This window comes from Paraburkholderia sp. Tr-20389, assembly GCF_017104565.1.
Taxonomy (GTDB): Bacteria; Pseudomonadota; Gammaproteobacteria; order Burkholderiales; family Burkholderiaceae; genus Paraburkholderia.
Map to the genome: position 1 here is coordinate 1 of NZ_JAAGPD010000028.1, position 22,885 is coordinate 22,885.

The 22,885-nt window shown below is 62.4% G+C and carries 19 protein-coding genes; 10 read left to right on the plus strand and 9 right to left on the minus strand.

Annotated elements, in window-relative coordinates:
* From G3N95_RS23765 to G3N95_RS23785, 5 genes are all read left to right on the plus strand, one after another.
* Positions 1 to 302: citrate/2-methylcitrate synthase (locus tag G3N95_RS23765; protein ID WP_277398029.1), on the plus strand; the 302-nt coding region annotated here is incomplete at its 5' end.
* Positions 303 to 551: 249 nt separating this feature from the next.
* On the plus strand, positions 552 to 3,149 hold the full coding sequence (acnD, locus tag G3N95_RS23770; protein WP_205972519.1) for a Fe/S-dependent 2-methylisocitrate dehydratase AcnD: 2,598 nt from the start codon (positions 552 to 554) through the stop codon (positions 3,147 to 3,149).
* 73 nt (positions 3,150 to 3,222) lie between these two features.
* The gene (gene prpF, locus G3N95_RS23775) at positions 3,223 to 4,398 is read left to right on the plus strand and encodes a 2-methylaconitate cis-trans isomerase PrpF (RefSeq protein ID WP_205972520.1); all 1,176 of its coding nucleotides are present in this window, start codon (positions 3,223 to 3,225) and stop codon (positions 4,396 to 4,398) included.
* 22 nt (positions 4,399 to 4,420) lie between these two features.
* A complete protein-coding gene (locus tag G3N95_RS23780) occupies positions 4,421 to 5,065 on the plus strand; it encodes a hypothetical protein (protein WP_205972521.1) in 645 nt (214 codons plus the stop codon).
* Positions 5,066 to 5,682: 617 nt separating this feature from the next.
* Positions 5,683 to 6,783 (plus strand): retroviral-like aspartic protease family protein, encoded by a 1,101-nt coding sequence (locus G3N95_RS23785; RefSeq protein WP_205972522.1) that lies wholly within the window; start codon positions 5,683 to 5,685, stop codon positions 6,781 to 6,783.
* Positions 6,784 to 6,809: 26 nt separating this feature from the next.
* On the opposite strand, the gene G3N95_RS23790 is transcribed toward G3N95_RS23785, so the two are convergent.
* The 5 genes from G3N95_RS23790 to G3N95_RS23810 all read right to left on the minus strand — a co-directional run bounded on the left by G3N95_RS23790 (position 6,810) and on the right by G3N95_RS23810 (position 13,989).
* Complete coding sequence (locus G3N95_RS23790; protein WP_205972523.1) at positions 6,810 to 8,126, minus strand: MFS transporter; 1,317 nt, start codon at positions 8,124 to 8,126, stop codon at positions 6,810 to 6,812.
* A 132-nt stretch (positions 8,127 to 8,258) separates the two neighbouring features.
* A complete protein-coding gene (locus G3N95_RS23795) occupies positions 8,259 to 9,188 on the minus strand; it encodes a dihydrodipicolinate synthase family protein (protein WP_205972524.1) in 930 nt (309 codons plus the stop codon).
* Positions 9,189 to 9,231: 43 nt separating this feature from the next.
* Positions 9,232 to 10,575, minus strand: coding sequence for an MFS transporter (locus G3N95_RS23800; protein ID WP_205972525.1), 1,344 nt, complete (start codon positions 10,573 to 10,575; stop codon positions 9,232 to 9,234).
* A 74-nt stretch (positions 10,576 to 10,649) separates the two neighbouring features.
* Positions 10,650 to 12,239: an aldehyde dehydrogenase (NADP(+)) gene (locus G3N95_RS23805; protein WP_205972526.1), complete on the minus strand. Its 1,590-nt coding sequence runs from the start codon at positions 12,237 to 12,239 to the stop codon at positions 10,650 to 10,652.
* 16 nt (positions 12,240 to 12,255) lie between these two features.
* Entirely contained in the window at positions 12,256 to 13,989 is a 1,734-nt protein-coding gene (locus G3N95_RS23810) for an IlvD/Edd family dehydratase (protein ID WP_205972527.1), read from the minus strand.
* Between the two features lie 198 nt (positions 13,990 to 14,187).
* Here G3N95_RS23810 and G3N95_RS23815 point away from each other — a divergent pair, with 198 nt between their 5' ends.
* Positions 14,188 to 15,138 (plus strand): LysR family transcriptional regulator, encoded by a 951-nt coding sequence (locus tag G3N95_RS23815; RefSeq protein WP_205972528.1) that lies wholly within the window; start codon positions 14,188 to 14,190, stop codon positions 15,136 to 15,138.
* 17 nt (positions 15,139 to 15,155) lie between these two features.
* Here the strand turns inward: G3N95_RS23815 and G3N95_RS23820 are convergent, their stop codons facing one another.
* Complete coding sequence (locus tag G3N95_RS23820; protein ID WP_205972529.1) at positions 15,156 to 15,908, minus strand: SDR family NAD(P)-dependent oxidoreductase; 753 nt, start codon at positions 15,906 to 15,908, stop codon at positions 15,156 to 15,158.
* Between the two features lie 14 nt (positions 15,909 to 15,922).
* On the minus strand, positions 15,923 to 16,768 hold the full coding sequence (locus tag G3N95_RS23825) for an ureidoglycolate lyase (RefSeq protein WP_205972530.1): 846 nt from the start codon (positions 16,766 to 16,768) through the stop codon (positions 15,923 to 15,925).
* Positions 16,769 to 16,929: 161 nt separating this feature from the next.
* Here G3N95_RS23825 and G3N95_RS23830 point away from each other — a divergent pair, with 161 nt between their 5' ends.
* Positions 16,930 to 17,358, plus strand: a complete 429-nt coding sequence (locus G3N95_RS23830; RefSeq protein ID WP_205972531.1) for a DUF3293 domain-containing protein — start codon at positions 16,930 to 16,932, stop codon at positions 17,356 to 17,358.
* Between the two features lie 11 nt (positions 17,359 to 17,369).
* Here the strand turns inward: G3N95_RS23830 and G3N95_RS23835 are convergent, their stop codons facing one another.
* Positions 17,370 to 18,281, minus strand: a complete 912-nt coding sequence (locus G3N95_RS23835; RefSeq protein WP_205972532.1) for a hypothetical protein — start codon at positions 18,279 to 18,281, stop codon at positions 17,370 to 17,372.
* Positions 18,282 to 18,516: 235 nt separating this feature from the next.
* Positions 18,517 to 19,158, minus strand: coding sequence for a hypothetical protein (locus G3N95_RS23840; RefSeq protein ID WP_205972533.1), 642 nt, complete (start codon positions 19,156 to 19,158; stop codon positions 18,517 to 18,519).
* Between the two features lie 665 nt (positions 19,159 to 19,823).
* Between G3N95_RS23840 and G3N95_RS23845 the strand changes: the two genes are divergently transcribed.
* The 3 genes from G3N95_RS23845 (at position 19,824) to G3N95_RS23855 (ending at position 22,797) form a co-directional block, all read left to right on the plus strand.
* Complete coding sequence (locus tag G3N95_RS23845; protein WP_205972534.1) at positions 19,824 to 21,368, plus strand: hypothetical protein; 1,545 nt, start codon at positions 19,824 to 19,826, stop codon at positions 21,366 to 21,368.
* Positions 21,369 to 21,616: 248 nt separating this feature from the next.
* Positions 21,617 to 22,252: a hypothetical protein gene (locus G3N95_RS23850; RefSeq protein WP_241018860.1), complete on the plus strand. Its 636-nt coding sequence runs from the start codon at positions 21,617 to 21,619 to the stop codon at positions 22,250 to 22,252.
* Between the two features lie 251 nt (positions 22,253 to 22,503).
* On the plus strand, positions 22,504 to 22,797 hold the full coding sequence (locus G3N95_RS23855; RefSeq protein WP_205972536.1) for a hypothetical protein: 294 nt from the start codon (positions 22,504 to 22,506) through the stop codon (positions 22,795 to 22,797).
* The last annotated feature ends 88 nt before the right edge of the window (positions 22,798 to 22,885 follow it).

Sequence of the window (22,885 nt, forward strand, 5' to 3'; positions counted from 1 at the left end):
TCGCGAAGAAGCTGTCGAAGGAGCAGTCGAACATGAAGCTGTTCGACATCGCGGAACGCCTCGAAACCGTGATGGCCGACGTGAAGAAGATGTTCCCCAATCTCGACTGGTTCAGCGCCGTGTCGTACCACATGATGGGCGTGCCGACGGCCATGTTCACGCCGCTGTTCGTGATCTCGCGCACGTCCGGCTGGGCCGCGCACATCATCGAGCAACGTGTCGACAACAAGATCATTCGGCCGAGCGCGAATTACACGGGACCGGACAATCTCGCGTTCGTGCCGCTCGCAAAGCGCGCCTGATCGACCAGCCGTTCTTTCGATTGCGGATGTGAGAGCCGCGTCGAACTTGGGCCCTGGTTCGTCGATACCCGCGAGCCAGGGCTGCTTTTTGTCGAACACCCTTTGCTGCACTGCGCGCCCGTTCACGCGCTAAACTTCGCGGAAAGCGCTCGCACGCGATCCGCCCGTATGAAACGGGAGAATACGGCGTGACGCCGTGGCCTTCCGCGCAAGGCCGCTCCCGATAATTACCGCATGTGTCCCTACGTCATGAATACTGCATACCGCAAACCGCTGCCCGGCACCTCGCTGGACTACTTCGACACACGCGCCGCCATCGACGCGATTCAACCCGGCGCGTACGACAAGCTACCGTACACGTCGCGCGTGCACGCCGAGAACCTCGTACGGCGCTGCGATCCCGCGACGCTGAACGATTCGCTCAAACAGATCGTCGAACGCAAACGCGAACTGGATTTTCCGTGGTTTCCGGCGCGCGTCGTGTGCCATGACATTCTGGGTCAAACCGCGCTCGTCGATCTCGCCGGCCTGCGCGACGCAATCGCCGATCAGGGCGGCGATCCTGCGAAGGTGAACCCCGTCGTGCCCGTGCAACTGATCGTCGATCACTCGCTCGCAGTGGAGTGCGGCGGCTTCGATCCCGATGCGTTCGCGAAGAATCGCGCGATCGAAGACCGGCGCAACGAAGACCGCTTCGACTTCATCAACTGGACCAAGAAAGCGTTCAAGAACGTCGACGTGATTCCGCCCGGCAACGGCATCATGCATCAGATCAATCTGGAGCGGATGTCGCCCGTGATTCATGCCGTCGATGGCGTCGCGTATCCCGACACGCTGGTCGGCACGGACAGCCACACGCCGCATGTGGATGCGCTCGGCGTGATCGCGGTGGGGGTCGGCGGGCTGGAAGCGGAGAACGTGATGCTTGGCCGCGCGTCGTGGATGCGTCTGCCGGATATCGTCGGTGTGGAGCTGTCAGGCAAGCGCCAGCCGGGCATCACCGCAACCGATATCGTGCTCGCGTTGACCGAATTCCTGCGCAAGGAAAAGGTGGTCGGCGCATACCTGGAGTTTCGCGGCGAGGGCGCGTCGAGCCTTACGCTCGGCGATCGCGCGACGATCTCCAACATGGCGCCCGAATACGGCGCGACGGCCGCGATGTTCTTCATCGACGAACAGACGATCGATTATCTGCGCCTCACGGGCCGCGACGATGCGCAAGTGAAGCTCGTCGAAACCTATGCAAAAACAGCGGGTTTGTGGGCGGATACGCTCAAGCACGCTGAATATGAGCGCGTCCTCAGCTTCGATCTGTCGACGGTCGTGCGCAACATGGCGGGTCCGTCGAATCCGCACAAGCGTCTGCCGACGTCGGACCTCGCAGAGCGCGGCATCGCGGGCAAGTGGGAAGAAGTGCCTGGACAGATGCCCGATGGCGCGGTCATCATCGCGGCGATCACGAGCTGCACGAACACGAGCAATCCGCGCAACGTGATCGCGGCCGCTTTGCTCGCGCGCAATGCGAACGCCCGAGGACTGACGCGCAAGCCGTGGGTGAAATCGTCGCTGGCGCCGGGATCGAAGGCCGTCGAGTTGTATCTGGAGGAGGCGAACCTGTTGCCCGATCTGGAAAAGCTCGGCTTCGGCATCGTCGCGTTTGCGTGCACGACGTGCAATGGCATGTCGGGCGCACTCGATCCGACGATCCAGCAGGAGATCATCGACCGCGATCTGTACGCGACGGCTGTGCTGTCGGGCAATCGCAACTTCGATGGCCGCATTCATCCGTATGCGAAGCAGGCGTTTCTCGCGTCGCCGCCGCTCGTGGTCGCGTATGCGATTGCAGGCACGATCCGGTTCGATATCGAACGCGACGTGCTCGGCACCGACCAGGACGGCAAGCCGGTGTATCTGAAGGACATCTGGCCGAGCGATGAAGAGATCGACGCGATCGTCAAACAGAGCGTGAAGCCCGAGCAGTTCCGCAAGGTCTATGAACCGATGTTCGCGGTCACGGCGGCAAGCGGCGAGCCGATCAGCCCGCTCTACGACTGGCGCGCGCAAAGCACGTATATTCGCCGGCCGCCGTATTGGGAAGGCGCGCTCGCGGGCGAGCGCACGCTGAAGGGCATGCGGCCGCTGGCCGTGCTCGGCGACAACATCACGACCGACCACCTGTCGCCGTCGAACGCGATTCTCGCGAACAGTGCGGCAGGCGAATACCTCACGAAAATGGGCCTGCCCGAAGAGGACTTCAATTCGTATGCGACGCATCGCGGCGATCACCTGACTGCGCAGCGCGCGACGTTCGCGAATCCGACGCTGATCAACGAAATGGCTGTCGTCGATGGGCAGTTGAAGAAGGGATCGCTTGCGCGCATCGAGCCCGAAGGCAAGGTCACGCGCATGTGGGAAGCCATCGAGACTTACATGGACCGCAAGCAGCCGCTCATCATCATTGCGGGTGCGGACTACGGTCAGGGTTCGTCGCGCGACTGGGCCGCGAAGGGCGTGCGGCTCGCGGGCGTCGAGGCGATCGTTGCCGAAGGCTTCGAGCGCATTCACCGCACGAACCTGATCGGCATGGGCGTGCTGCCGCTCGAATTCAAGCCGGGCGTGAACCGGCTTGCGCTGGGCATCGACGGGACGGAGTCGTATGACGTGATCGGCGAACGCAAGCCGCGCGCGGACCTGACGCTCGTGATTCATCGAAAGAACGGCGAGCGGGTCGACGTGCCCGTGACGTGCCGACTCGACACGGCAGAGGAAGTCTCGATCTACGAAGCGGGCGGCGTGCTGCAGCGCTTTGCGCAAGACTTCCTGGAGTCGTCGAAAGCCGCTGCCTAAGGCCGACGTTTTTCATGCATTCCATGCGGGCGGCGCGCGATGTGCCGCCCTACTCTCATCAGGATCACCACACATGGCACACGCACCTCAGATCAGGATACCCGCGACCTACATGCGAGGCGGCACCAGCAAAGGCGTGTTCTTTCGCTTGAAAGACCTGCCCGAAGCCGCGCAAGTGCCGGGCGCCGCGCGCGATGCGTTGCTGCTGCGCGTAATCGGCAGCCCCGATCCGTATGGCAAGCAGATCGACGGCATGGGCGGCGCGACGTCGAGCACCAGCAAGACGGTGATCGTCGCGAAGAGCAGCAGGCCCGATCACGACGTGGATTATCTGTTCGGTCAGGTATCGATCGACAAGCCGTTCGTCGACTGGAGCGGCAATTGCGGCAATCTGTCGGCGGCCGTGGGACCGTTTGCGATCAGCGGCGGACTGGTGGATCCGGAGCGCGTGCCGGACAACGGTGTTGCCGTCGTTCGAATCTGGCAGGCCAATATCGGCAAGACGATCATCGCGCACGTGCCGATGACCAACGGCGCCGTGCAGGAAACGGGTGACTTCGAACTCGACGGCGTTACGTTCCCTGCTGCCGAAGTGCAGCTCGAATTCATGGACCCCGCCGCCGAGGAAGAAGGCGCAGGGGGTTCGATGTTCCCGACGGGGAATCTCGTCGACGATCTCGAAGTGCCGGGTGTCGGTACGTTGAAGGCGACGATGATCAATGCGGGCATTCCGACGATCTTCGTCAACGCCGACGCGATCGGGTACACGGGCACGGAATTGCAGGACGCGATCAATGGCGACGATGCCGCGCTCAAGAAGTTCGAGACCATTCGGTCTTATGGCGCGTTGCGGATGGGGTTGATCAAGAGTCTCGACGAGATCGCGAAGCGGCAGCATACGCCGAAGATAGCGTTTGTCGCTGCGCCTGCCGGGTATGTGGCTTCTAGTGGCAAGACCGTGGTTGCTGATGATGTCGATCTGCTCGTGCGGGCGATGTCGATGGGCAAGCTGCATCACGCGATGATGGGGACGGCTGCTGTCGCTATTGGCACCGCTGCTGCTATTCCTGGCACGCTTGTTAATCTTGCCGCCGGCGGTGGGGAACGTGAAGCTGTGCGGTTTGGGCATCCCTCTGGCACCCTGCGGGTGGGGGCTGAAGCCGTTCTCGTGAATGGCGAGTGGGTTGTGAAGAAGGCTGTTATGAGTCGTAGTGCCCGGGTGTTGATGGAGGGATGGGTGCGGGTTTAAGGGATTTGCCTGCGGCGCGGAGTTGCTGGTTTTGGTTTTTTGGTTTTGGTTTTTTGGTTTTGGTTTTTTGGTTTTGGTTTTTTGGTTTTGGTTTTTTGGTTTTGGTTTTTTGGTTTTGGTTTTTTGGTTTTGGTTTTTTGGTTTTGGTTTTGGTTTTGGTTTTGGTTTTGCTTTGGTTTTGCTTTTGCTTTTGCTTTTGCTTTTGCCTTCGCTGGCATCCGCGTTGTGTCTCTGGTTTGCTGGCGTTGCCCCTGTGCGGGGCGGCACCTACTTTTCTTTGCAGCGGCAAAGAAAAGTAGGCAAAAGAAAGCCGCTCACACCGCTAGCTTTTGTACTTGCCTGCGGGCCCCCTACGGGTCCCGCACTCCACACGGCAACACATCGTTTTGCGCCCGTTGCCAGCGCCTCGAACAGGCGCATCACCCACTCCAATCACCCGCAGGCAGCCCGCGGCAGCGACCCGTCCGCGCCGCCCAGGTGGCAAACTGTGTGTAGCTTGTCGCGCCGTATGCGTTGGCGATACTACGACACCGAACCCGCTTTTCAGTCCGGAGTGGTGCACTTCCATCGCGACAGCCTACACACAGTTTGCCACCTGGGCGGCAGTCGAATTCTGGTAACGCGGGCTATGACGTGGGAGTGTGAAGCGGGTGAGGCGTGCACGTAGCACGCTGGCAACGGGCGCAAACCAGTGCGTTGCCGCGTGAAGCGTAAGAACTGTCGGGGGCCCGCAGGCAACAACAAGCACTGGCGGGGTTAGCCCGCTTTCTTTGCTTACTTTCTTTGCGGCGGCAAAGAAAGTAAGTGCCGCCCCGCACAGGGGCAACGCCAGCAAACCAGAGACACAACGCGGATGCCAGCAAAAAAAACCGGCAACGCGGCGCCCTTCGTCGCGCAGCATCGTCACGAAACGCCATTCGGCATTGAGCTTCGAGTTCGATTGCAAAGCGCTCAATATTCCAGCGTTGCAATTGCGCCAACCCGCGCTATCGCGCAACGCGCAACGCGCAACGGTGTTCCTGTCATCTTCGTATGGCAGGTCCGCAATGGGCATGTAACAAATCGAAGCAATTACGCTTTGTAATGCCAATTATTGGATATGCACGGAGCTAACATGCGCACGAGATATCGAGCAAATGTCCCTTGGCACAAAGATCAGCCACGACGCATTTAGCCTACGCAGACCTAGCCCACATGACATCACGATCCAGAATAAGCCCGCCCTATAGAGCGATCTATGTGGTCACTGCCGTGCTCGCCAACAGCACTCCGGCAGCAGCCCAGGTGAACCATGTTTCTTCGAACGATGCGTGCCAGCTTCACGAAGAAGCCCGCTTGCCGATGGTCGAATCGCGCGGCCACTATTTCGTCGCGGTCGATATCAACGACTCTCAGCGGCTGCTCGGTGTCGACACGAGTGCCGAACGAACCATACTGTCCGCTGATACGGCAGACGCGCTCAATCTGCCTGCCGATACGTCAAAAGCCGAAAACCTCGTCAATGTCGGCGAGCGCATGAAGCCGGTTTATCCCCGCGTAGTCGCTTCGTTGAAGCTCGGCCCCGCCGAATGGTCCAACCTCACCGTGCCGACGGTCGAGAGCCTGTTGCCCAGCCCTCATACGCCGACACCCGTCGCTGGGGTGCTCGGCGCGAACATTCTGTCGCGCTATGACGTCGAACTCGATTTCCCCGCCGGCACGATGACACTGTACTCGGCGCAAAACTGCGCCGGACGGTTTGCGCCGTGGCACGGCGATTATCAGGCGTATTCACCCGAATACACGAAGCGTCATCGTTTCATCGTGTCGGTTGCGCTGAATGGTCATCCCATGCGCGCGGTTCTCGACACGGGAGCGACGCACTCTCTGGTATCGCGCGCGGCGGCGCTGGATGCCGGCGTAGACGAGGCGGAACTCGCACGCGATCGGACGGTTTCGGGAACAGGCCTGAACGGCAACTCGATCGGGGTCCACATCCATCGCTTCGAACAGTTCCGAGTGGGTTCGCGGGCGTACGACAACATCGTCCTCGAAGTCGGCGACACGCAGTTGTCGACGGACATGCTGCTCGGCATGGACTTCATGAAGTGGCGCCGGGTGTGGCTGTCGTATTCGACGGGTTGGGTCTTCACGCAACTCGCATCGCTGCGTGCGGATGGCGGTCTCGTAGAGCCGCATTCCGTGTCGGGTCCCGGTCGGGCGCTCGATGCCGGCGCCGAACTGGCCGCGATACCGCATGCGGCCAGCACGCCCGACGCGCTTCCGCTCGACCGTCTCCGTGAGTTTTCAAGTCACTCGCACATCACGTATTACCGAAGCCAACGGCTGATCGAAGCGCCGCGCATGCCATCGGGCGGTTACAAGCCGGGCGATACTTTCCCCTGATGCATACGGGAAGCGCCGGCCCGGAGTCAGATCGATGCAGCCTCGTCCACGATGCGCCGCCGCGCCATGAACCAGTAAAACAACGCCGCACAGCCCGCAATCGCACCGCCGATCACGAACGCAAGCGAGTACGAACCCGTGCGATCGACGATGAAACCCGCCGCCACCGGCGAAAACGCACCGCCAAAATAACCGCCGAAGTTCTGGATCGCACTGACGGAGGCCACCATCGACGAAGGCGCGATATCCGCTGCGAGCGCCCACGCATTGCCGATCGTCGCGGCGATGAACGCGAGCCCGACCGTCATCAGCACGATCGTCATCGTGATCGACTGGGTGAAGGGCAGCGCAATCGCGCAGACAGCCGCGCCGAGCGAACAGCAGACAATGATGATGCGCTTCGCGCCCATCGACGTCGCCACGCCGCGATCGACGAGCTTCGTCGCGATCCACCCCGCCAGGATTTCGCCCAGCGCGCCGCCGAACCACGGAATGCTTGCGTACACGCCAAGCTGCGCGAGCGAAATATGGAAGCGGTCGAGCAAATAGAGCGGCAGGAACACGAGGAACAGATTCCACAGCCAGATCGCGCAAAAGTAGCCGAGGATCATGCCCCACACGCTGCGATGCCCGAACAGCGAGCGCCACTTGATCGACGACGTCGCGAGCGACTGCTCGTGTCCGCCGCCGCCCGCTTCGATATACGCGAACTCTTCGCGCGAGAGCCGCTTGCTCTGCGCCGGGTTGCGATAGAGGAACAGAAACAGAATGGCGAACGCGATGCCGACGGCACCCGTCACATGAAACAGCGAGCGCCAGCCGAAGGCGATCATCAACGCGACCAGCACGGCAGGCGCGAGCGCCGGTCCCCACTTCGACGACGAGTCCCACACGCCCGTCGCGAAGCCTCGCTCCTTGCCGGGAAACCACGCGGCCGTGATCTTCGCGGAGGTCGGCCAGCACGGTGCCTCGCCCACGGCGAGCAGCACGCGCATCACGATCAGCCCGGAGATCGAACCGACCACACCCGTCAGCCACGTCGCGACGCTCCACCAGATCATCCCGATCGCATACGCTTTCTTTGCACCAAAACGATCGATGATCCAGCCTGCGGGCAACTGCATCACCGCATACGTCCACGCGAACACGGTGCCGAGCAAGCCGATCTGCGTGCGCGTGAGGCCGAGATCCTGAATCATGCCGGGCGCCGCAATCGAAAGACTCGCGCGGTCCATGTAGTTGATGATGCCGCCTAGCAGCAGCCAGATCAGCACGTGCCAGCGGAAATTCATGCGCGTCGTGCCTGCCGCCGACGCCTGTGCTGCCGTGAGCTTCTCATCCATTCTGTCTCCTCCTTTCGTTGCCTGCCGTGAACTCTGTCTGGTCCCACTCGATGCTGGCTGGAGTTGTCCCTGCGTTCATACGCCGGAACATGCGCGTCGCCCTTCGAGGCCGGCGCGCATCGCGCTACGCGTTCACTTCCCCCAACGCAGCACCAGCGGATCGAGCCTGCGCGCGATGTCGATCAGTTCGGCACGCGTATCGGGATGCATCGCCGGCAGCGGATGGCGCGGGTCTTCGCACGCGATCACACCGCCCTCCTTCATCAGCGCCTTCGCGGCGAGCAGACCCGTCTGGCGGTTCTCGTGATTGATCAGCGGCAGCCAGCGTTGATAGTGCGCAAACGCTTCGTCGCGCTTGCCTTCGCGGAACGCTTCCAGAATGGGGCGAATGCCGTCGGGATAGCCGCCGCCCGTCATCGAGCCCGTTGCGCCCGCGTTGAGGTCCGCGAACAGCGTGATCGCTTCTTCGCCGTCCCACGGGCCTTCCACTGCATCGCCGCCGAGGCGGATCAGTTCGCGCAGCTTGGCCGCCGCGCCCGGCGTTTCGATCTTGAAGTACGAGACCTGTTCGAGTTCGCGCGCCATGCGTGCGAGGAACGGCGCCGACAGTACCGTGCCGCTCGCGGGCGCGTCCTGAATCATGATGGGAATGTCGATGCCGTCCGACAGCCGCGCGTAGAACTCGTAGATCTGCGTCTCGGGCACGCGGAACGTCGCGCCGTGATACGGCGGCATCACCATCACCATCGACGCGCCCTGTTCCTGCGCGCGGCGGCTGCGTTCGACGCACACCGCACTGCTGTAATGACTCGTCGTCACGATCACGGGCACGCGGCCCGCGACGTGTTCGAGCATCGTGCGCGTGAGCGTTTCGCGTTCGTCATCGGAAAGCGCGAACTGCTCGGAGAAGTTCGCCAGAATGCACAGGCCGTCCGAGCCTGCATCGATCATGAAATCGACGACACGCTTCTGGCTTTCCAGATCGAGCGCGCCCGTTTCGGTGAAGGTGGTCGGCACCACAGGGAAGATGCCGCGATAGCGTGGAGTGGTTTGCGAGGTCATGGCGTGTGTTCCGCTAGAGATGAGTTGAACGAGGCGGCGCGAATCAGCGCGCCGGAGCCTTCGGTTCGGGCAACGATGCCCGCACGACGAATGTGATCACCACGGCGAACAGCAGCGTCGCCGCAAGGAAATAGAGGCCGGCGGCAAGGCTGCCCGTCGCGTCCTTGATTAGACCGATGCCGTACGGTCCCACGTAGCCGCCGAGATTCGCAAGCGAGTTGATCGTCGCGATGCCCACGGCAGCGCTTGCGCCCGTCAGGAATTGTCCCGGCAGCGCCCACACGACGGCCTGAATCGAATACAGCGAGAACGCCGTCAGGCAGATGAACAGGAATTGCAGCGCGGGCGAATGCGCCCATGCGCTCAACGCCATCGTGATGGCCGCGAAACCCGACACGACGACGATATGCCAATAGCGTTCGCGCTTGCGGTCCGAGTGACGCGGCACGACGCACAGTCCGACCACCGCGAACAGATATGGCACGGCGGACAGCAGGCCCGTTGTCGCATCGCTGACGCCGAAGGCCTTGATGATGGTCGGCAGCCACAGCGACAGGCCGTAGATGCTCAACGGAAACGGCAGGAACAGCAGCGCGAGCAGCAGCACGCGTTTGTCCTTCAGCGCCGCAAGCGGATTGCCGTGCGACTTCAGACCGTACGAAGCGCTATCGGCCGCGAGTTCGCGTTCGATCCACGCGCGATCCGATGCCGCGAGCCATTTTGCATCGGCAGGCGACTCGGGCAGCAGACGCAGCGTCGGCACGCACAGCAGCACGGCAGGCAGGCCGCTCAGCACGAACAGCGTCTGCCAGTTCGACAGGCCGAACACGCCATGCGTCGACAGCACGAAGCCCGCGATCGGCCCCGTCAGAATCCCGGCGAGCGGTTGCGCGAGCACCAGCAAACCGATGATGCGCGCGCGATGCCGCATCGGAAACCACTTCGTGAGGAAATACAGAATGCCCGGATACAGACCGGCTTCCGCCGCGCCGAGCAGAAAGCGCAGCACGTAGAAGCTGGTCGGCCCGTTCACGAGCGACATCGCCATCGTGATGACGCCCCACGTAACCAGAATCCGCGCGAACCACACGCGTGCGCCGAAGCGTTCGAGCGCGAGATTGCTCGGCACTTCGCACAGGAAATAGCCGATGAAGAAGAGCCCTGCGCCAAGGCCATACGCAGCGTCGCTGATGCCGACTGCCGCGTTCATGTGCAGTTTCGCGAAGCCGACCACGGAGCGGTCGATGTACGCGACGACGTAGATCAGCGCGAGAAACGGAATCAGCCTGCGAACCAGCAGACTCATGATCCGCTGTTCGTCGGCGAGCGCCGCGCCCTTGTCCGCGATGGGCACGGCCTGCTGTGCGCCGGCGTGAGATGGGGTCATTGCAATGTCTCCATTGATATCGTTATGCGCCGGCTGTCAGTCTTGTCTGTGCTGTCAGCCGGCGTTCCGGCGCGTCAGCCGGAAGTTCGTTCGTAGCGTCCCGCCACACGCCGATGCACGCCGAGCGGATTTGCGTCGCGCAGTGCTTCGGGCACCAACGCAGCGGGCAGGTTCTGATAGCACACGGGCCGCATGAAGCGCTCGATGGCCGCCGTGCCGACCGACGTGCTGCGTCCATCCGACGTCGCCGGGAACGGGCCGCCGTGAACCATCGCGTCGCATACTTCGACGCCCGTCGGAAAGCCGTTCGCGAGAATGCGACCCGCCTTGCGTTCGAGAATCGGTAATAGCGCCTGTGCAGCGGACTGATCGGCATCGTCGAGATGCAGCGTGATCGTCAGCTGGCCTTCGATCCGGTTCAGCACCGTGCGCAACTCGTCCGCGTCCGCGCATTCCACCAGCACGCTGCACGGACCGAACACTTCGTCGGCGAGCGTGTGGTCCGCGAGCAGGTTCTGTGCGCTCACGCGAAACAACACGGCTTGCGCTCGACGGCTGCCGGCTTCCGGCACCTTGCCGCGCGCCAGCGTCGTTACAGCGGGATTCGCAGCGAAGCGTTCGATGCCGGCTTCGTAAGCGCGCAGAATGCCGCCCGTCAGCATCACGCCCGCGCTTACGTCGGCGAGCATCTGCGCAGCCGTTGCAGCGAAGCGCTCGAAGCCTTCTCCCGCGATGCCCACCATCAAGCCCGGATTCGTGCAGAACTGCCCGCAGCCCAGCGTGACCGACGCGACGAAATCACGCGCGAGCGTGTCGGCGCGTGCGGCCAGCGCAGCCGGCATCAGCAGATTCGGATTCACGCTGCTCATTTCGGCGTAGACGGGAATCGGCTCGGCGCGCGCGGCCGCAATCGCCATCAGCGCGCGTCCGCCGGCACGCGAACCCGTGAAGCCCACGGCCTTGATCGCCGGATGTGCGACGAGCGCCGCGCCCACTTCATGCCCCGCGTCGAATAGCATCGAGAACACGCCTTCAGGCAGTTCCGCGTGACGCACGGCTTCCTGAATCGCGCGACCTACCAGCTCCGAGGTGCCGGGATGCGCGGGATGCGCCTTTACGACCACAGGGCAACCGGCAGCGAGCGCAGCCGCCGTATCGCCGCCTGCAACCGAAAACGCAAGCGGGAAGTTGCTCGCGCCGAACACGGCGACGGGACCGATGCCGATGCGCTGAAAACGCAGATCGGTGCGCGGCGGCTGGCGTTCGGGCAACGCGGGTTCGATGCGCGCATCGAGTGCATCGCCGCTGCGCACGAGCGCCGCGAACATGCGCAACTGGTTGGCCGTGCGCGCACGCTCGCCTTCGAGACGCGCGCGCGGCAAGCCCGATTCGCTCATCGCGCGTTCGATCAACGCATCGCCCAAGGCTTCGATGCGTGCCGCGGCATCGTCGAGAAAGCTTGCGCGCCGTTCTGCGGGCAGCGTGCGGTAGACGTCGAACGCGCACTCGGCGAGCGTGCAGGCCTCGTCGACATCGCTCGCTTGCGCGCTGTTGTAAGTCGGCGTGAGCAACGCCTGCTCGCTGGCTGCGTCGATCGCGTGAAACTCAGCGCCTTTGCCGCGACGCGCACGTACGCCGATCAGCAGTTCACCTCTCAGGTCCATGTTCTCTCCTCGATGTTCAATGCGAATGGCGGGGCACGCCTGCGCCCCGGCAGCCGACGAGGAAGTCCAGATCGCAGCCCTCGTCTGCCTGCAACACGTGATCGATATACAGGCGCTGATAACCGCCGCCTGCGGGCATCTCGGGCGGCGTGTGCTGCTCCAGCCGGCGCGCCAGTTCTTCGTCGCCGATATCGACGCGCAGCGTGCCCGCATCGCAATCGAGTTCGATCCAGTCGCCGTCCTGCACGGCGGCGAGCGGACCGCCGTCGGCCGCTTCCGGCGTCACGTGCAACACGACCGTGCCGTAGGCGGTGCCGCTCATCCGTGCATCGGAAATGCGCACCATGTCCTTCACGCCTTGGCGCAACAGCTTCGGCGGCAAGCCCATGTTGCCGACTTCGGCCATGCCCGGATAACCCTTCGGTCCGCAGTTCTTCATCACGAGCACCGAGTTCGCGTCGACGTCGAGCGTTTCGTCGACGATGCGTTCCTTGTAGTGCTCGAAGTTCTCGAACACGACAGCGCGGCCGCGATGCTTCAACAACGCGGGCGTCGCCGCCGACGGCTTCAGCACCGCGCCGCGCGGCGCGAGATTGCCGCGCAGTACGCGGATGCCGCCGTCTTTCACGAGCGGCTTGTCGAGCGGACGGATCACTTCGTCGTTGTAGATCGGCGCGTCCATCACGTTGTGCCACAGCGCCTTGCCGTTCGCGGTCATCGCGCCCGGATGCGGCAGCAGGTCCGCTTCACCGAGACGCCGCAGCACGGCGGGCAATCCACCCGCGTAGTAGAACTCTTCCATCAGGAAGCGGCCCGAAGGCATCAAGTCGACGATGGTCGGCGTATTGCGGCCGATGCGCACCCAGTCGTCCAGATCGAGCTTCACGCCGATGCGCCCCGCAATCGCCTTCAGGTGAATCACGGCATTGGTCGAGCCGCCGATCGCCGCATTCACGCGGATCGCGTTCAGGAAGGCTTCGCGCGTGAGGATCTTCGACAGCGTGAGACCTTCATGCGCCATCTCGACGATGCGCATGCCCGACATGTGAGCGAGCACGTAGCGGCGCGCGTCGACGGCGGGAATCGCCGCGTTGTGCGGCAGCGAGGTGCCGAGCGCTTCCGCCATGCAGGCCATCGTCGACGCCGTGCCCATCGTGTTGCAGGTGCCCGCCGAGCGCGACATGCCTGCTTCCGCCGACAGGAACTTGTGCAGATCGATCTCGCCCGCCTTCAGCGATTCGTGCAGTTGCCACACGGCCGTGCCCGAACCGATGTCCTTGCCGTCGAGCTTGCCGTTGAGCATCGGCCCGCCCGTGACGACAATCGCGGGCACGTCGCAGCTCGCCGCGCCCATCAGCAGCGCGGGCGTGGTCTTGTCGCAGCCGGTGAGCAGCACGACGGCGTCGATCGGGTTGCCGCGAATCGCTTCTTCGACATCCATCGCCGCGAGGTTGCGCGTGAGCATCGCGGTCGGACGCAGATTCGATTCGCCATTGGAAAACACGGGGAATTCGACAGGGAAGCCGCCCGCTTCGTAGATGCCGCGCTTGACGTGTTCGGCGATCTTGCGGAAGTGCGCGTTGCAAGGCGTAAGTTCCGACCACGTATTGCAGATGCCGATCACAGGGCGTCCGTCGAATTCGTGATCGGGAATGCCCTGATTCTTCATCCAGCTTCGATACATGAAGCCGTTCTTGTCGGCCGTGCCGAACCATTGAGCCGAGCGCAGCTTCGATTTCTTATCCGACATGCTTACTTCCTGAAGGCAAGTGCTGATGTTCTGAGCCGCCGCACGGCCCGACACGACGCTGCGTGCGCAACGTTCGGGATGAGGCTGGGTCGTGGTCGCGGATCATGGGGAAAAGAAAAGTGTACGAAGCCGTCTGATATCTTTCTAATGAAAATTGGCGTCAAACTGATATCGCTTTAATTATTGGTATTAACCCTTATGCTCGATTCGAACCCTTGGTACGTCCGCACGCGGCTCAAGACGCGGCAATTGCTGCTGCTCGTCGCGCTCGACGAAGAAGGCAACATCCATCGCGCCGCCGACGCGCTCAGCATGTCTCAGCCCGCCGCGTCGAAGCTGTTGCGCGAACTCGAAGAGATGCTGGATGCGCCGCTGTTCGAGCGGATGCCGCGCGGCATGCGGCCCACGCTGTACGGCGAGGTGATGATTCGTCACGCGCGTTCGGTCGTCGGCAGTCTCGATCAGGCGCGCGAGGAAGTGCTCGCGCTGAAGTCGGGGCAACTCGGGCGCGTGGCCGTCGGCACGATCACGTCGCCTGCCGTCAGTCTGCTGCCCGCCGCCATCGCGCAGGTCAAGGTGAGTCATCCCGGCCTGAGCGTGAGCGTCGAAATCGACAGCAGCAACGTGCTGCTCGAAAGCCTCGCGCAGGACAAGCTCGATCTCGTGATCGGCCGGCTTTCCGCTGAACATGACAAGCTGCATCTGCGCTACGAGCCTCTCGCTGAGGAACAGGCGCTCGCCGTCGCCCGTTCGGGTCATCCGTTGCTGGCGGCGCAATCGCTGACGCTCGCGGACGTCGTCGACGCGTCGTGGGTCGTGCCGCCCGCGCAAAGCGTGTTGCGTCATCGCTTCGAGCTGATGTTCCAGCGTCAGAGCCTCGCGCCGCCGTCCAACGTGGTGGAAAGCGCGGAACTGCTGTTCGTCACGAGCCTGCTGTCGCAAAGCGACATGCTCGCCGTGCTGGCCGCCGAAGTCGCGCATTACTACGCCGCGCACGGCCTGCTGTCGATCTTGCCGCTCGACATGCCGCTGCGCATGGACGACTTCGGCATCATCACGCGCACCGGACAGCTGCTGTCGCCCGCTTCGACGCAGGTCGTGCGCGCGCTGAAGGAGGTGGCCGGCACGCTTTACGGCGCGCTCGCGTGAAGCGCGGTGCGCGGCGCTCAATACGTCGCGCGCCCGCCCGACAAATCGAACACCGCGCCCGTCGTGAACGAGTTTTCCGCCGACACGAGCCACGCGACCATCGCCGCGATTTCCTTCACTTCGACGAAGCGGCCACGCGGAATCTTCGACAGCATGTAGTCGATATGCTGCTGCGACATCTGTTCGAAGATGCGCGTGCGCGCCGCGGCAGGCGTGATTGCGTTGACCGCGATGTCGAGCTGCGCGGTCTCCTTGCCCAGACTTTTTGTGAGCGCGATGACGCCGGCCTTCGCCGCGCTATACGCGCTCGCATTCGGATTGCCTTCCTTGCCCGCAATCGACGCGATGTTGACGACGCGCCCATAGCCGCGCGCGATCATCGTCTTCACGATGGCCTGATTGACGTGAAAGGCCGCGTTCAGATCGACGTCGATCACGCGCGACCATTCTTCCGGCGCGTAGTCGGCGACGGGCGCATTCGCGCCTGCGATGCCCGCGCTATGCACGAGAATGTCGATCGCGCCGAGTTGCGCGACAGTTGCCTGCGTTGCCAATTGCACGTCGTCGCGCTGTGTGAGATCGACCAGCACGGTCTGAACGTCGCCGAAGCGCGCGAGACTCGCCTTGGCTTCGGCAAGCGCCGCCTCGTCGCGGTCCCACAGCGCAACGCGCGCGTGGCCCTGCAACAGCCGCTCCGCGACCGCGTACCCAATGCCTTGCGCCCCGCCTGTCACGACGGCGGCGCGCTGCGTGAAGTCGTACTGGTTCATGCGCGCGCTCCCGGTTATGCCGCGATGGTTCGCTGCTGCTGTTCGCCGAGCCCTTCGATGCCGAGGCGCATCGTCTGCCCGGCACGCAGATAGACGGGCTCGGGCTTCTGGCCCATGCCGACGCCCGGCGGCGTGCCCGTGGAGATCACATCGCCCGGTTGCAGGCTCATGAAGCGGCTCAGGTACGAGACGATCTGCGCGACGTTGAAGATCATCGTGCTCGTATTGCCGTTCTGATAGCGCTTGCCGTCCACTTCGAGCCAGAGGCCGAGGCGCTGCGGATCGGGGATTTCGTCGGCGGTAACGAGCCACGGGCCGATCGGGCCGAACGTGTCGCAACCCTTGCCCTTGTCCCACGTGCCGCCGCGTTCGATCTGATACTCGCGTTCGGAGACGTCGTTGACGACACAATAGCCCGCGACGTGGCTGAGCGCGTCGGCTTCGTCGATATAGGTGCCGCCCTTGCCGATCACGACGCCGAGTTCGACTTCCCAGTCGGTCTTCTGCGAGCCGCGCGGAATACGCACGTCGTCATTCGGACCCACGACAGCGGAGGTCCACTTGCCGAACACCACGGGTTCGGCCGGCACGGGCAGATTAGATTCGGCGGCATGGTCCGCATAGTTCAGCCCGATGCAGATGAACTTGCCGATGCGGCCCACGCACGGGCCGATGCGCTCGCTGGCGGAGACGGGCGGCAACGCGCCGATATCGAGCTGGCGCAGACGCGCGAGCGTTTCGGGCAACAGCGTCGAGCCGGCGACATCGTCGATCGCACCGGACAGGTCACGAATTGTGCCGTTGCCGTCGAGAATTCCGGGTTTTTCCTGACCGGGTGCGCCATATCGCAGCAATTTCATGGTGATTCCTCGTCTCCAGTTATCTGAGCTACATTGCATCTGCCGCACAATGTAGGGAAACTGGTCGCGCTTGAATAATGAAAGCTGCTGCGGGGGTGATAACTTCGAGTTATCTCTCTGGATCGTCGACGCGGCGCTCGCTTCCTTAGACGGAGGGTGGTTTGTTTTCAGACTCAGAGATTCCTCGCGAAACCATCCAGGCTTACCTGGAAACCGAATACTTCGCCTTCGACGACGCATCCACGACATTGAGGATCGGCGAGGCCAATCCGAAGCTAGCCGCTTTGCACGCGGTTTACGGTGTCACGTGCAGCGCATTCATCACTGCGTGTAATCCCTTTAGCCAGGATTGCAGTGCCGAATTCAACGCCGATCGTCAGCAGGCATTGGCGCGCGAACTGGAGAAGCCTGGTCTCGTTGCCATCGAGGGTAGCGGCAGGCATCCGTCGAATAACTGGCCCGGCGAGGCAAGCTTTCTTGTATTGGGACTTTCGCTCGACGCGGCAAAGGCGCTCGGCACGCAATACGGTCAAAACGCGATTGTCTGGTCAGCGGACGACGCGACGCCTCAACTCATCCTTTTGCGTTGAGAAATCACGGCCTACCTCGCGTCGCGCCGCCGCTGCATCGTCTCGCGTGCGCCGCCTGAAGAAAGGAGCCATTTGTCGATCGCTGCCTTCATCGACGGCACGGCGACTCTGAAGAGCTTACGCATGCCTTCATCGCAACCCACTCTGTTTTCGACGTTGTGAACCATCGTCTCCATCACCGACTCGGGATACACGTCGGAAAACGACGTCAGCACGCCGTGCTTCGCGAACACCTCATGAAGATACGAACCCGCCGGCGGCCCGATTCGCTTGAATAGCCCCATTTTGACCACGCGGTTATTCCACAGGTGCAGCGTATAGGCGTTCGAGCACAGCTTCATGCACTCATCGGCGAAGCGCGGCAGAAACACCTTGTAGTAGTCGTCGAAATGAACGGGATAGAAATAGGTGGGCGCATACGTGTCCGCTACGCCATAGACGGCAGTCAACAGACGCGGACCCGTGTCGCCCCATTTGATCGGCAGTTCCTTGATCGCGTCGACCTGGCGAATCAGCGTCGGCAGGCGTGCGTCGTTTGGATCGAGACGCAAAATCGCAGTGCAGGCGCTGTCGGCCGTTTCCCGGCCGATCAGATTAAAGGATTCGGGAAGATCGAATTCCCTGAGCAGCAGCATGTCGGTGTCGACCCAGATCTCGTCCGTTCGGGTGAACATCATGTAACGGAAGTAGTCGGTGAAATGCGCCATCGACGGCAGTCCGTTGACCCTGAAATGCTGTGTGGTTTCGATCGGCAAGATGCGACGGGCGTCCTTGATTTGAATACCTGACGGCACGTTTGTAGGTTTTTCGTAGCAATAGAGGGAAACCTCGTTACCGTAGGCCGTGAAGGACGCGAGGCACGCATGCTCATACGGCGACAGTTCCGGACCATGCCAGAACGACGCGAATTTCACCTCGCTCATTCTCTTCGTCCTCTTTTCGATCACGCGTTAATAGGCACATGCGGGGGCAACTGCGCGATGTAAAAAGCAATAACAGCGCCACCGGTTTCTGCCGATGATAGAGAGGACTCAGGTAAAAGGCGCCAGGCGAGGCGCGAATCGCGTGATGATTGGCGCGTGCTGCGCGACGGAAATGCGTGACGCGAGGCGCGAACTCTGTCAGTGCGGAGCGCGCGCCTCACTTCACACGTGCGAATCAGTCCGCAAGCGAACCGAAATCCGTGAGCGAACTGAGCGCTGCGGCGACATGCTCCGGCTTATCCGACTTCCGCATGTCTTCGAACATATGAGCGGGAGCCGCCGTGCCGGCTGCGGCTGCATTGACCACCGCTCCCGCACCCGTCATTGCGGCGTCGCCGAACTCGAGTTTTGCCCCGTGCTTCAACGCGTCCCCTGCAAATCCAACCGCCTCGGTCAGGTGCGCGCCGACGAGATGCTGCTTGCCCTCATGCAGGCCCTGCAGATTGCCGATCACGCCATCGTGCGACGATTGCGTGATGCCGAACTTGTTGTCCTGCAGCGCCTGGCTCACGAGATGGACGGCGTGCGGGTAATAGGTCGCACCGGGCTTGGCAGCGTATTCGGCCGCTGTCTGCGTGACGTTCGGTCTGAGATCGGCTGGACTCTTTGACGGCGCACCGCCCGCCGATTTGCCGAAACTCGTGTTCTTGTGCCCGCTCGGCTTGTCGATCTCGTTGAACATGCCAAGCGCGGCCGGCAAGGTTTTCTGCTTCGATGGAGTGTGTCCGGCCTTGGGCGCATTCGCCGGACTCGTCGCCGCCGACGACGCTGCCGTGCTTGAGATGTGCGAAGTCTTCGGGAGGCTGTTGATAGGCATTTTCGTCTCCGATAGCAAGCGAAAGAAAGTGGCTCTTCGAGAGCCACATTGCCCGAAGTGTAGGGATCTGCCAGGCGAAGCCATGCGTCGGCGCGAAACAGTCCCGCAAAAAGCGAAGCTGCCTTTTCTGGAGACGATCCATACGCGATCTGTCACCCTTTGAATGCTCATAAAATCGGATCCGATCAGGAATGTTCTTTTCACGGCTCCCATCCGCAGAAGTCGCATTTTTCTCTCGTCCAACCAGCCCCTCAGGCTGCACAGTCAATCAGCGCGTCAATCCGCATCAAAGCGAGAACAATTTCCAAGCCGCCTATTTGTCAGAAGATTCAACCTATTTCGCGCTCACCTCTAACGTCCGGCCGGTTTTGTGCCGACAGCCAGGTATCAATTACATCAGAACAAAGACGATCGGGAATAAGTTACCGATTCGACTCTTGCGCCCTCGTGAATCGGCGAGAGCAGTCGAAGTCCGTGTTCTGAGCGTATTTCGATAACGCATTGCGGCGCCCGGGTGGCACTCCGCAGTCGCGGGCAGATCGATTCGCACCCACGGAGAATTATTAAGGATCCCGAATCACACAAGGATTCCCCGTTCGTCGCGACGCGACTCGGCAATGACCACCTGACACTTTTCGCCGGAACTTCCGGCGGCGGACATTCTCGTGATTAATCGACGTCATTTTCTCGGCTGCCTGACCGCGCTCGGCGGCAGCTATGTTCTAACGGGTTGCGGGGGCGGCGGCTCCGACGGCGGCGCCGTCGCCAAGGCCATGAGCATGGCGGCCGCTAACGCATCAGCGAACGGCACGACCGTTCCACCCGCCGCTTCGATCATCGACTATCAGGGCTCCGTCTGGACCCTGACGGGCGGCTCGGTCTACAAGGACGGCGTGAAGGCCGGCAACAACTACAACGTCTCGCTGATCCTGTGGTTTGGGGGCGGCGTCTACCATCAGGGCTCGGGCGGCCAGTTCTATGGATGGAATGGAACAACGTGGATCGCGTGCAACGATCCGCGGCTTGGCGGCACGTCCGCGGACGGCACGACGATTCCGTCCGCGTCGTACATCATCGACAAGGCCGGCGCCGTCTGGACGGTTGTCAACGGTGTCATCTATCGCAACAACAAGACGGTCGGCAACACCTACAACGTTACGCTGCTGCTGTGGTACGGCGGCAAGATCTGGCATCGCGGTACGAGCAGCCAGTTCTATGTGCTGAGCGACGTCAGCACCAGCTGGCTGCCGTGCAACGATCCGCGTATCGTCACGGCCGCGACGGCGGGCACGTTCTACGGCGTCAACGGACACTACGACTATCGCTACACGCCCGCTCAGGTCGTGTCGATCCTGAAGAGCGCAGGCTGCTCGACATACCGTGTTGGCTGCACCGACGATCCAACGCAACTGAATGCCGTCGCGAACCTCGCGCGTGCGTTCCAATCCGCGGGACTGACGTTGTTCGTGCTCGTCAACCAGGGCATCTACGACAACAATCGCGTGCTGCTCGCGAACGAATCGGTTGCGTACAACCGCGGACGCGCCTGTGCGGCAGCCGTCGCGACGGCGCTCGCTCCGTATGGCGTGACGATGTACGAGTGCGGCAACGAGTTGACGCGCGAGAACGACATCATCCTCGACTCCACCAATGCCGGCACCAAGGCCGTGGATTTCAGCAACACGAACTGGCCGATCATGCGCGGCGTGATGCGCGGAATGATCGACGGTGTGAAGTCGGTACAGCCGGCCGCGAAGTGCGGCATCAATTTCTGCGTGGCCGATATCGGCGCAGCCGATGCGCTGTGGGACGGCATGCAGCCGGACGGCAGCGGTGGCTACCCGAAGGTGCGCTGGGACATGACGACGTGGCACAACTACGAAGTCTACGGCGACATCTTCAACATCGGCACCGACGGCGCAGGCCCCGGCTTCGATCTGCCGACGTATTGCAAGGCCCGTTACGGCGTGCCGTTCCTGATTACCGAGTGGAATACGGGGCCGGAAAGCACCCAGGCGTATCGCGCGACCTACATCAGCACGCAGTTTGCCAACTACTTCAAGGCCAGAAAGACGAAGAACGTGCAGTCGGTGATGTACTACGTGCTCGATAGCGGCGACGCGACATACGGCCTGATGATCGACGGCGCCGTGCTGACTCAGCCGTACGGCGCCTTCACCGGATTCATCGCAGGCAATCCTGACGTCTGATGGACAACGCGCGGCGCGCACGCCGTCGATAGAAGAATGCGGGCGTCACCTGCCGACGGCTGACGTCCGCCCGCTTTTAGCCGAGTCTGTCAAGATATGCGCGGCCCGATCCACTTGATTGTGGCGAAAACACACACCGCATTTTTTCTCTGATCATGCCGCAAACGATTGCTTATACTCTGTGCACCTCTTTCTCCGAGGCGCACTGTATGTGGCAGGAATCGCTTCAATATCTCCAACGAATCAGCTTGAACACGCCGATCACGCTGGCGCTCGCGTCGGGAGCGGTCGGCTCGGTCATCACCCTCGCCTGGATCTCGGCGCGCGACGCCAGGGACCGCAGGCGCCAGCGACGCGACACCGCGCTGGATCTCGCACTCGCGCTGGAAAGCTACGCGCGCACCTGCCGGACCATGATGCACAAGGCTGCGTGGGCCGCTGCGAAACCTGTCGGCCCCATGAGCCTCGAAGCCATCGAGGGCGTGTCCATTCCTGCTTTTGCCTATCCGGACCGGCTCTCGTGGCCCGTCCTGAACCGGAAGGTCATTTCCGAACTGCGCGAGTACCCCGCCATGGTGCACGCCGCCCGCGAATACCTCGAGGCATTCCGCGAACTCGGTGAGCCGCTGGATCTGTGTAGCCGCGTCGAATACGAATGCGCGAAACTAGCCACCTCCGCGTTGGCGCTGGCCCGCGCCACGCGGCGCCGGCACGGTGCGGCGGCATGGAAGCCGGGCGCGAAAGATTCGGTCATGGAACGCGAACTGTTCGACTTCATCGCGAACGCCGAAGAAAAGCGCAAGGCATCGCTTGAGCGTCGCGCGGAATTCTCCGCTGAGCGCCGAGCCGACGCGCAGCCGTTCAATCAGGCGGTAAGCGCCTGAAAGTTGGTGGGTGGGTGCCGCGAGCATCGCTGGCACTCACCCACAGACAAAGCCCGTTTAGTTCGACACGCCTCAGTACATCCACGCGCGGCACCCTCTCTCCATTTCGCCGATTACGCACGAATCCAGCAAGTAAGCCTTCCTGCCGGACGCCTTATTCTCCAGAACTCCGCTGACTAGACTTGGCATCAACGTTGACGCACTGCTGTTCAACGAACTTTCGATCCCTGATCTGTCTTTGGAGAACTGTCATGAAAACCAGGCTCGTCGCCGCTGCCCTTCTTGCCGCTACCGCATTCGTTTCCGCTCCCGTGTTCGCAAGCGGCTTCGGTCCGGCTCCGTACTATAGCCCTGAAGCAGGCGCCCCGGCTTCGCAGCGCGGCCCGGTTGCACAAGCGTCTCAAGCCGGCGACAACGCGGCATCGTCATATGGCGGCACCGCTTCGGGCACCTCGCAAGGAGGCGGCCTGTTCCACAAGCGCAGCACGGGTGCCGATTCGTGCGTGGGTCCTGTCAGCTACTGCAACATCTACTTCGGCAGCTAGGCATTCATGCGTGCCTTCGCGTTCGACATGAACGGTAGTTTGCGTCAGCGGCCCGCTTCGTTCCGAAGCCGCTGCTGACGCGCAGCGC

Bases quoted from the DNA above. Each gene is read 5' to 3' on its own strand.
- acnD (WP_205972519.1), top strand. From the start codon at position 552: ATGAATACTGCATACCGCAAACCGCTGCCCGGCACCTCGCTGGACTAC.
- prpF (WP_205972520.1), top strand. From the start codon at position 3,223: ATGGCACACGCACCTCAGATCAGGATACCCGCGACCTACATGCGAGGC.
- G3N95_RS23790 (WP_205972523.1), bottom strand. From the start codon at position 8,126: ATGGATGAGAAGCTCACGGCAGCACAGGCGTCGGCGGCAGGCACGACG.
- G3N95_RS23795 (WP_205972524.1), bottom strand. From the start codon at position 9,188: ATGACCTCGCAAACCACTCCACGCTATCGCGGCATCTTCCCTGTGGTG.
- G3N95_RS23800 (WP_205972525.1), bottom strand. From the start codon at position 10,575: ATGACCCCATCTCACGCCGGCGCACAGCAGGCCGTGCCCATCGCGGAC.
- G3N95_RS23805 (WP_205972526.1), bottom strand. From the start codon at position 12,239: ATGGACCTGAGAGGTGAACTGCTGATCGGCGTACGTGCGCGTCGCGGC.
- G3N95_RS23810 (WP_205972527.1), bottom strand. From the start codon at position 13,989: ATGTCGGATAAGAAATCGAAGCTGCGCTCGGCTCAATGGTTCGGCACG.
- G3N95_RS23815 (WP_205972528.1), top strand. From the start codon at position 14,188: ATGCTCGATTCGAACCCTTGGTACGTCCGCACGCGGCTCAAGACGCGG.
- G3N95_RS23820 (WP_205972529.1), bottom strand. From the start codon at position 15,908: ATGAACCAGTACGACTTCACGCAGCGCGCCGCCGTCGTGACAGGCGGG.
- G3N95_RS23825 (WP_205972530.1), bottom strand. From the start codon at position 16,768: ATGAAATTGCTGCGATATGGCGCACCCGGTCAGGAAAAACCCGGAATT.
- G3N95_RS23835 (WP_205972532.1), bottom strand. From the start codon at position 18,281: ATGAGCGAGGTGAAATTCGCGTCGTTCTGGCATGGTCCGGAACTGTCG.
- G3N95_RS23840 (WP_205972533.1), bottom strand. From the start codon at position 19,158: ATGCCTATCAACAGCCTCCCGAAGACTTCGCACATCTCAAGCACGGCA.
- G3N95_RS23855 (WP_205972536.1), top strand. From the start codon at position 22,504: ATGAAAACCAGGCTCGTCGCCGCTGCCCTTCTTGCCGCTACCGCATTC.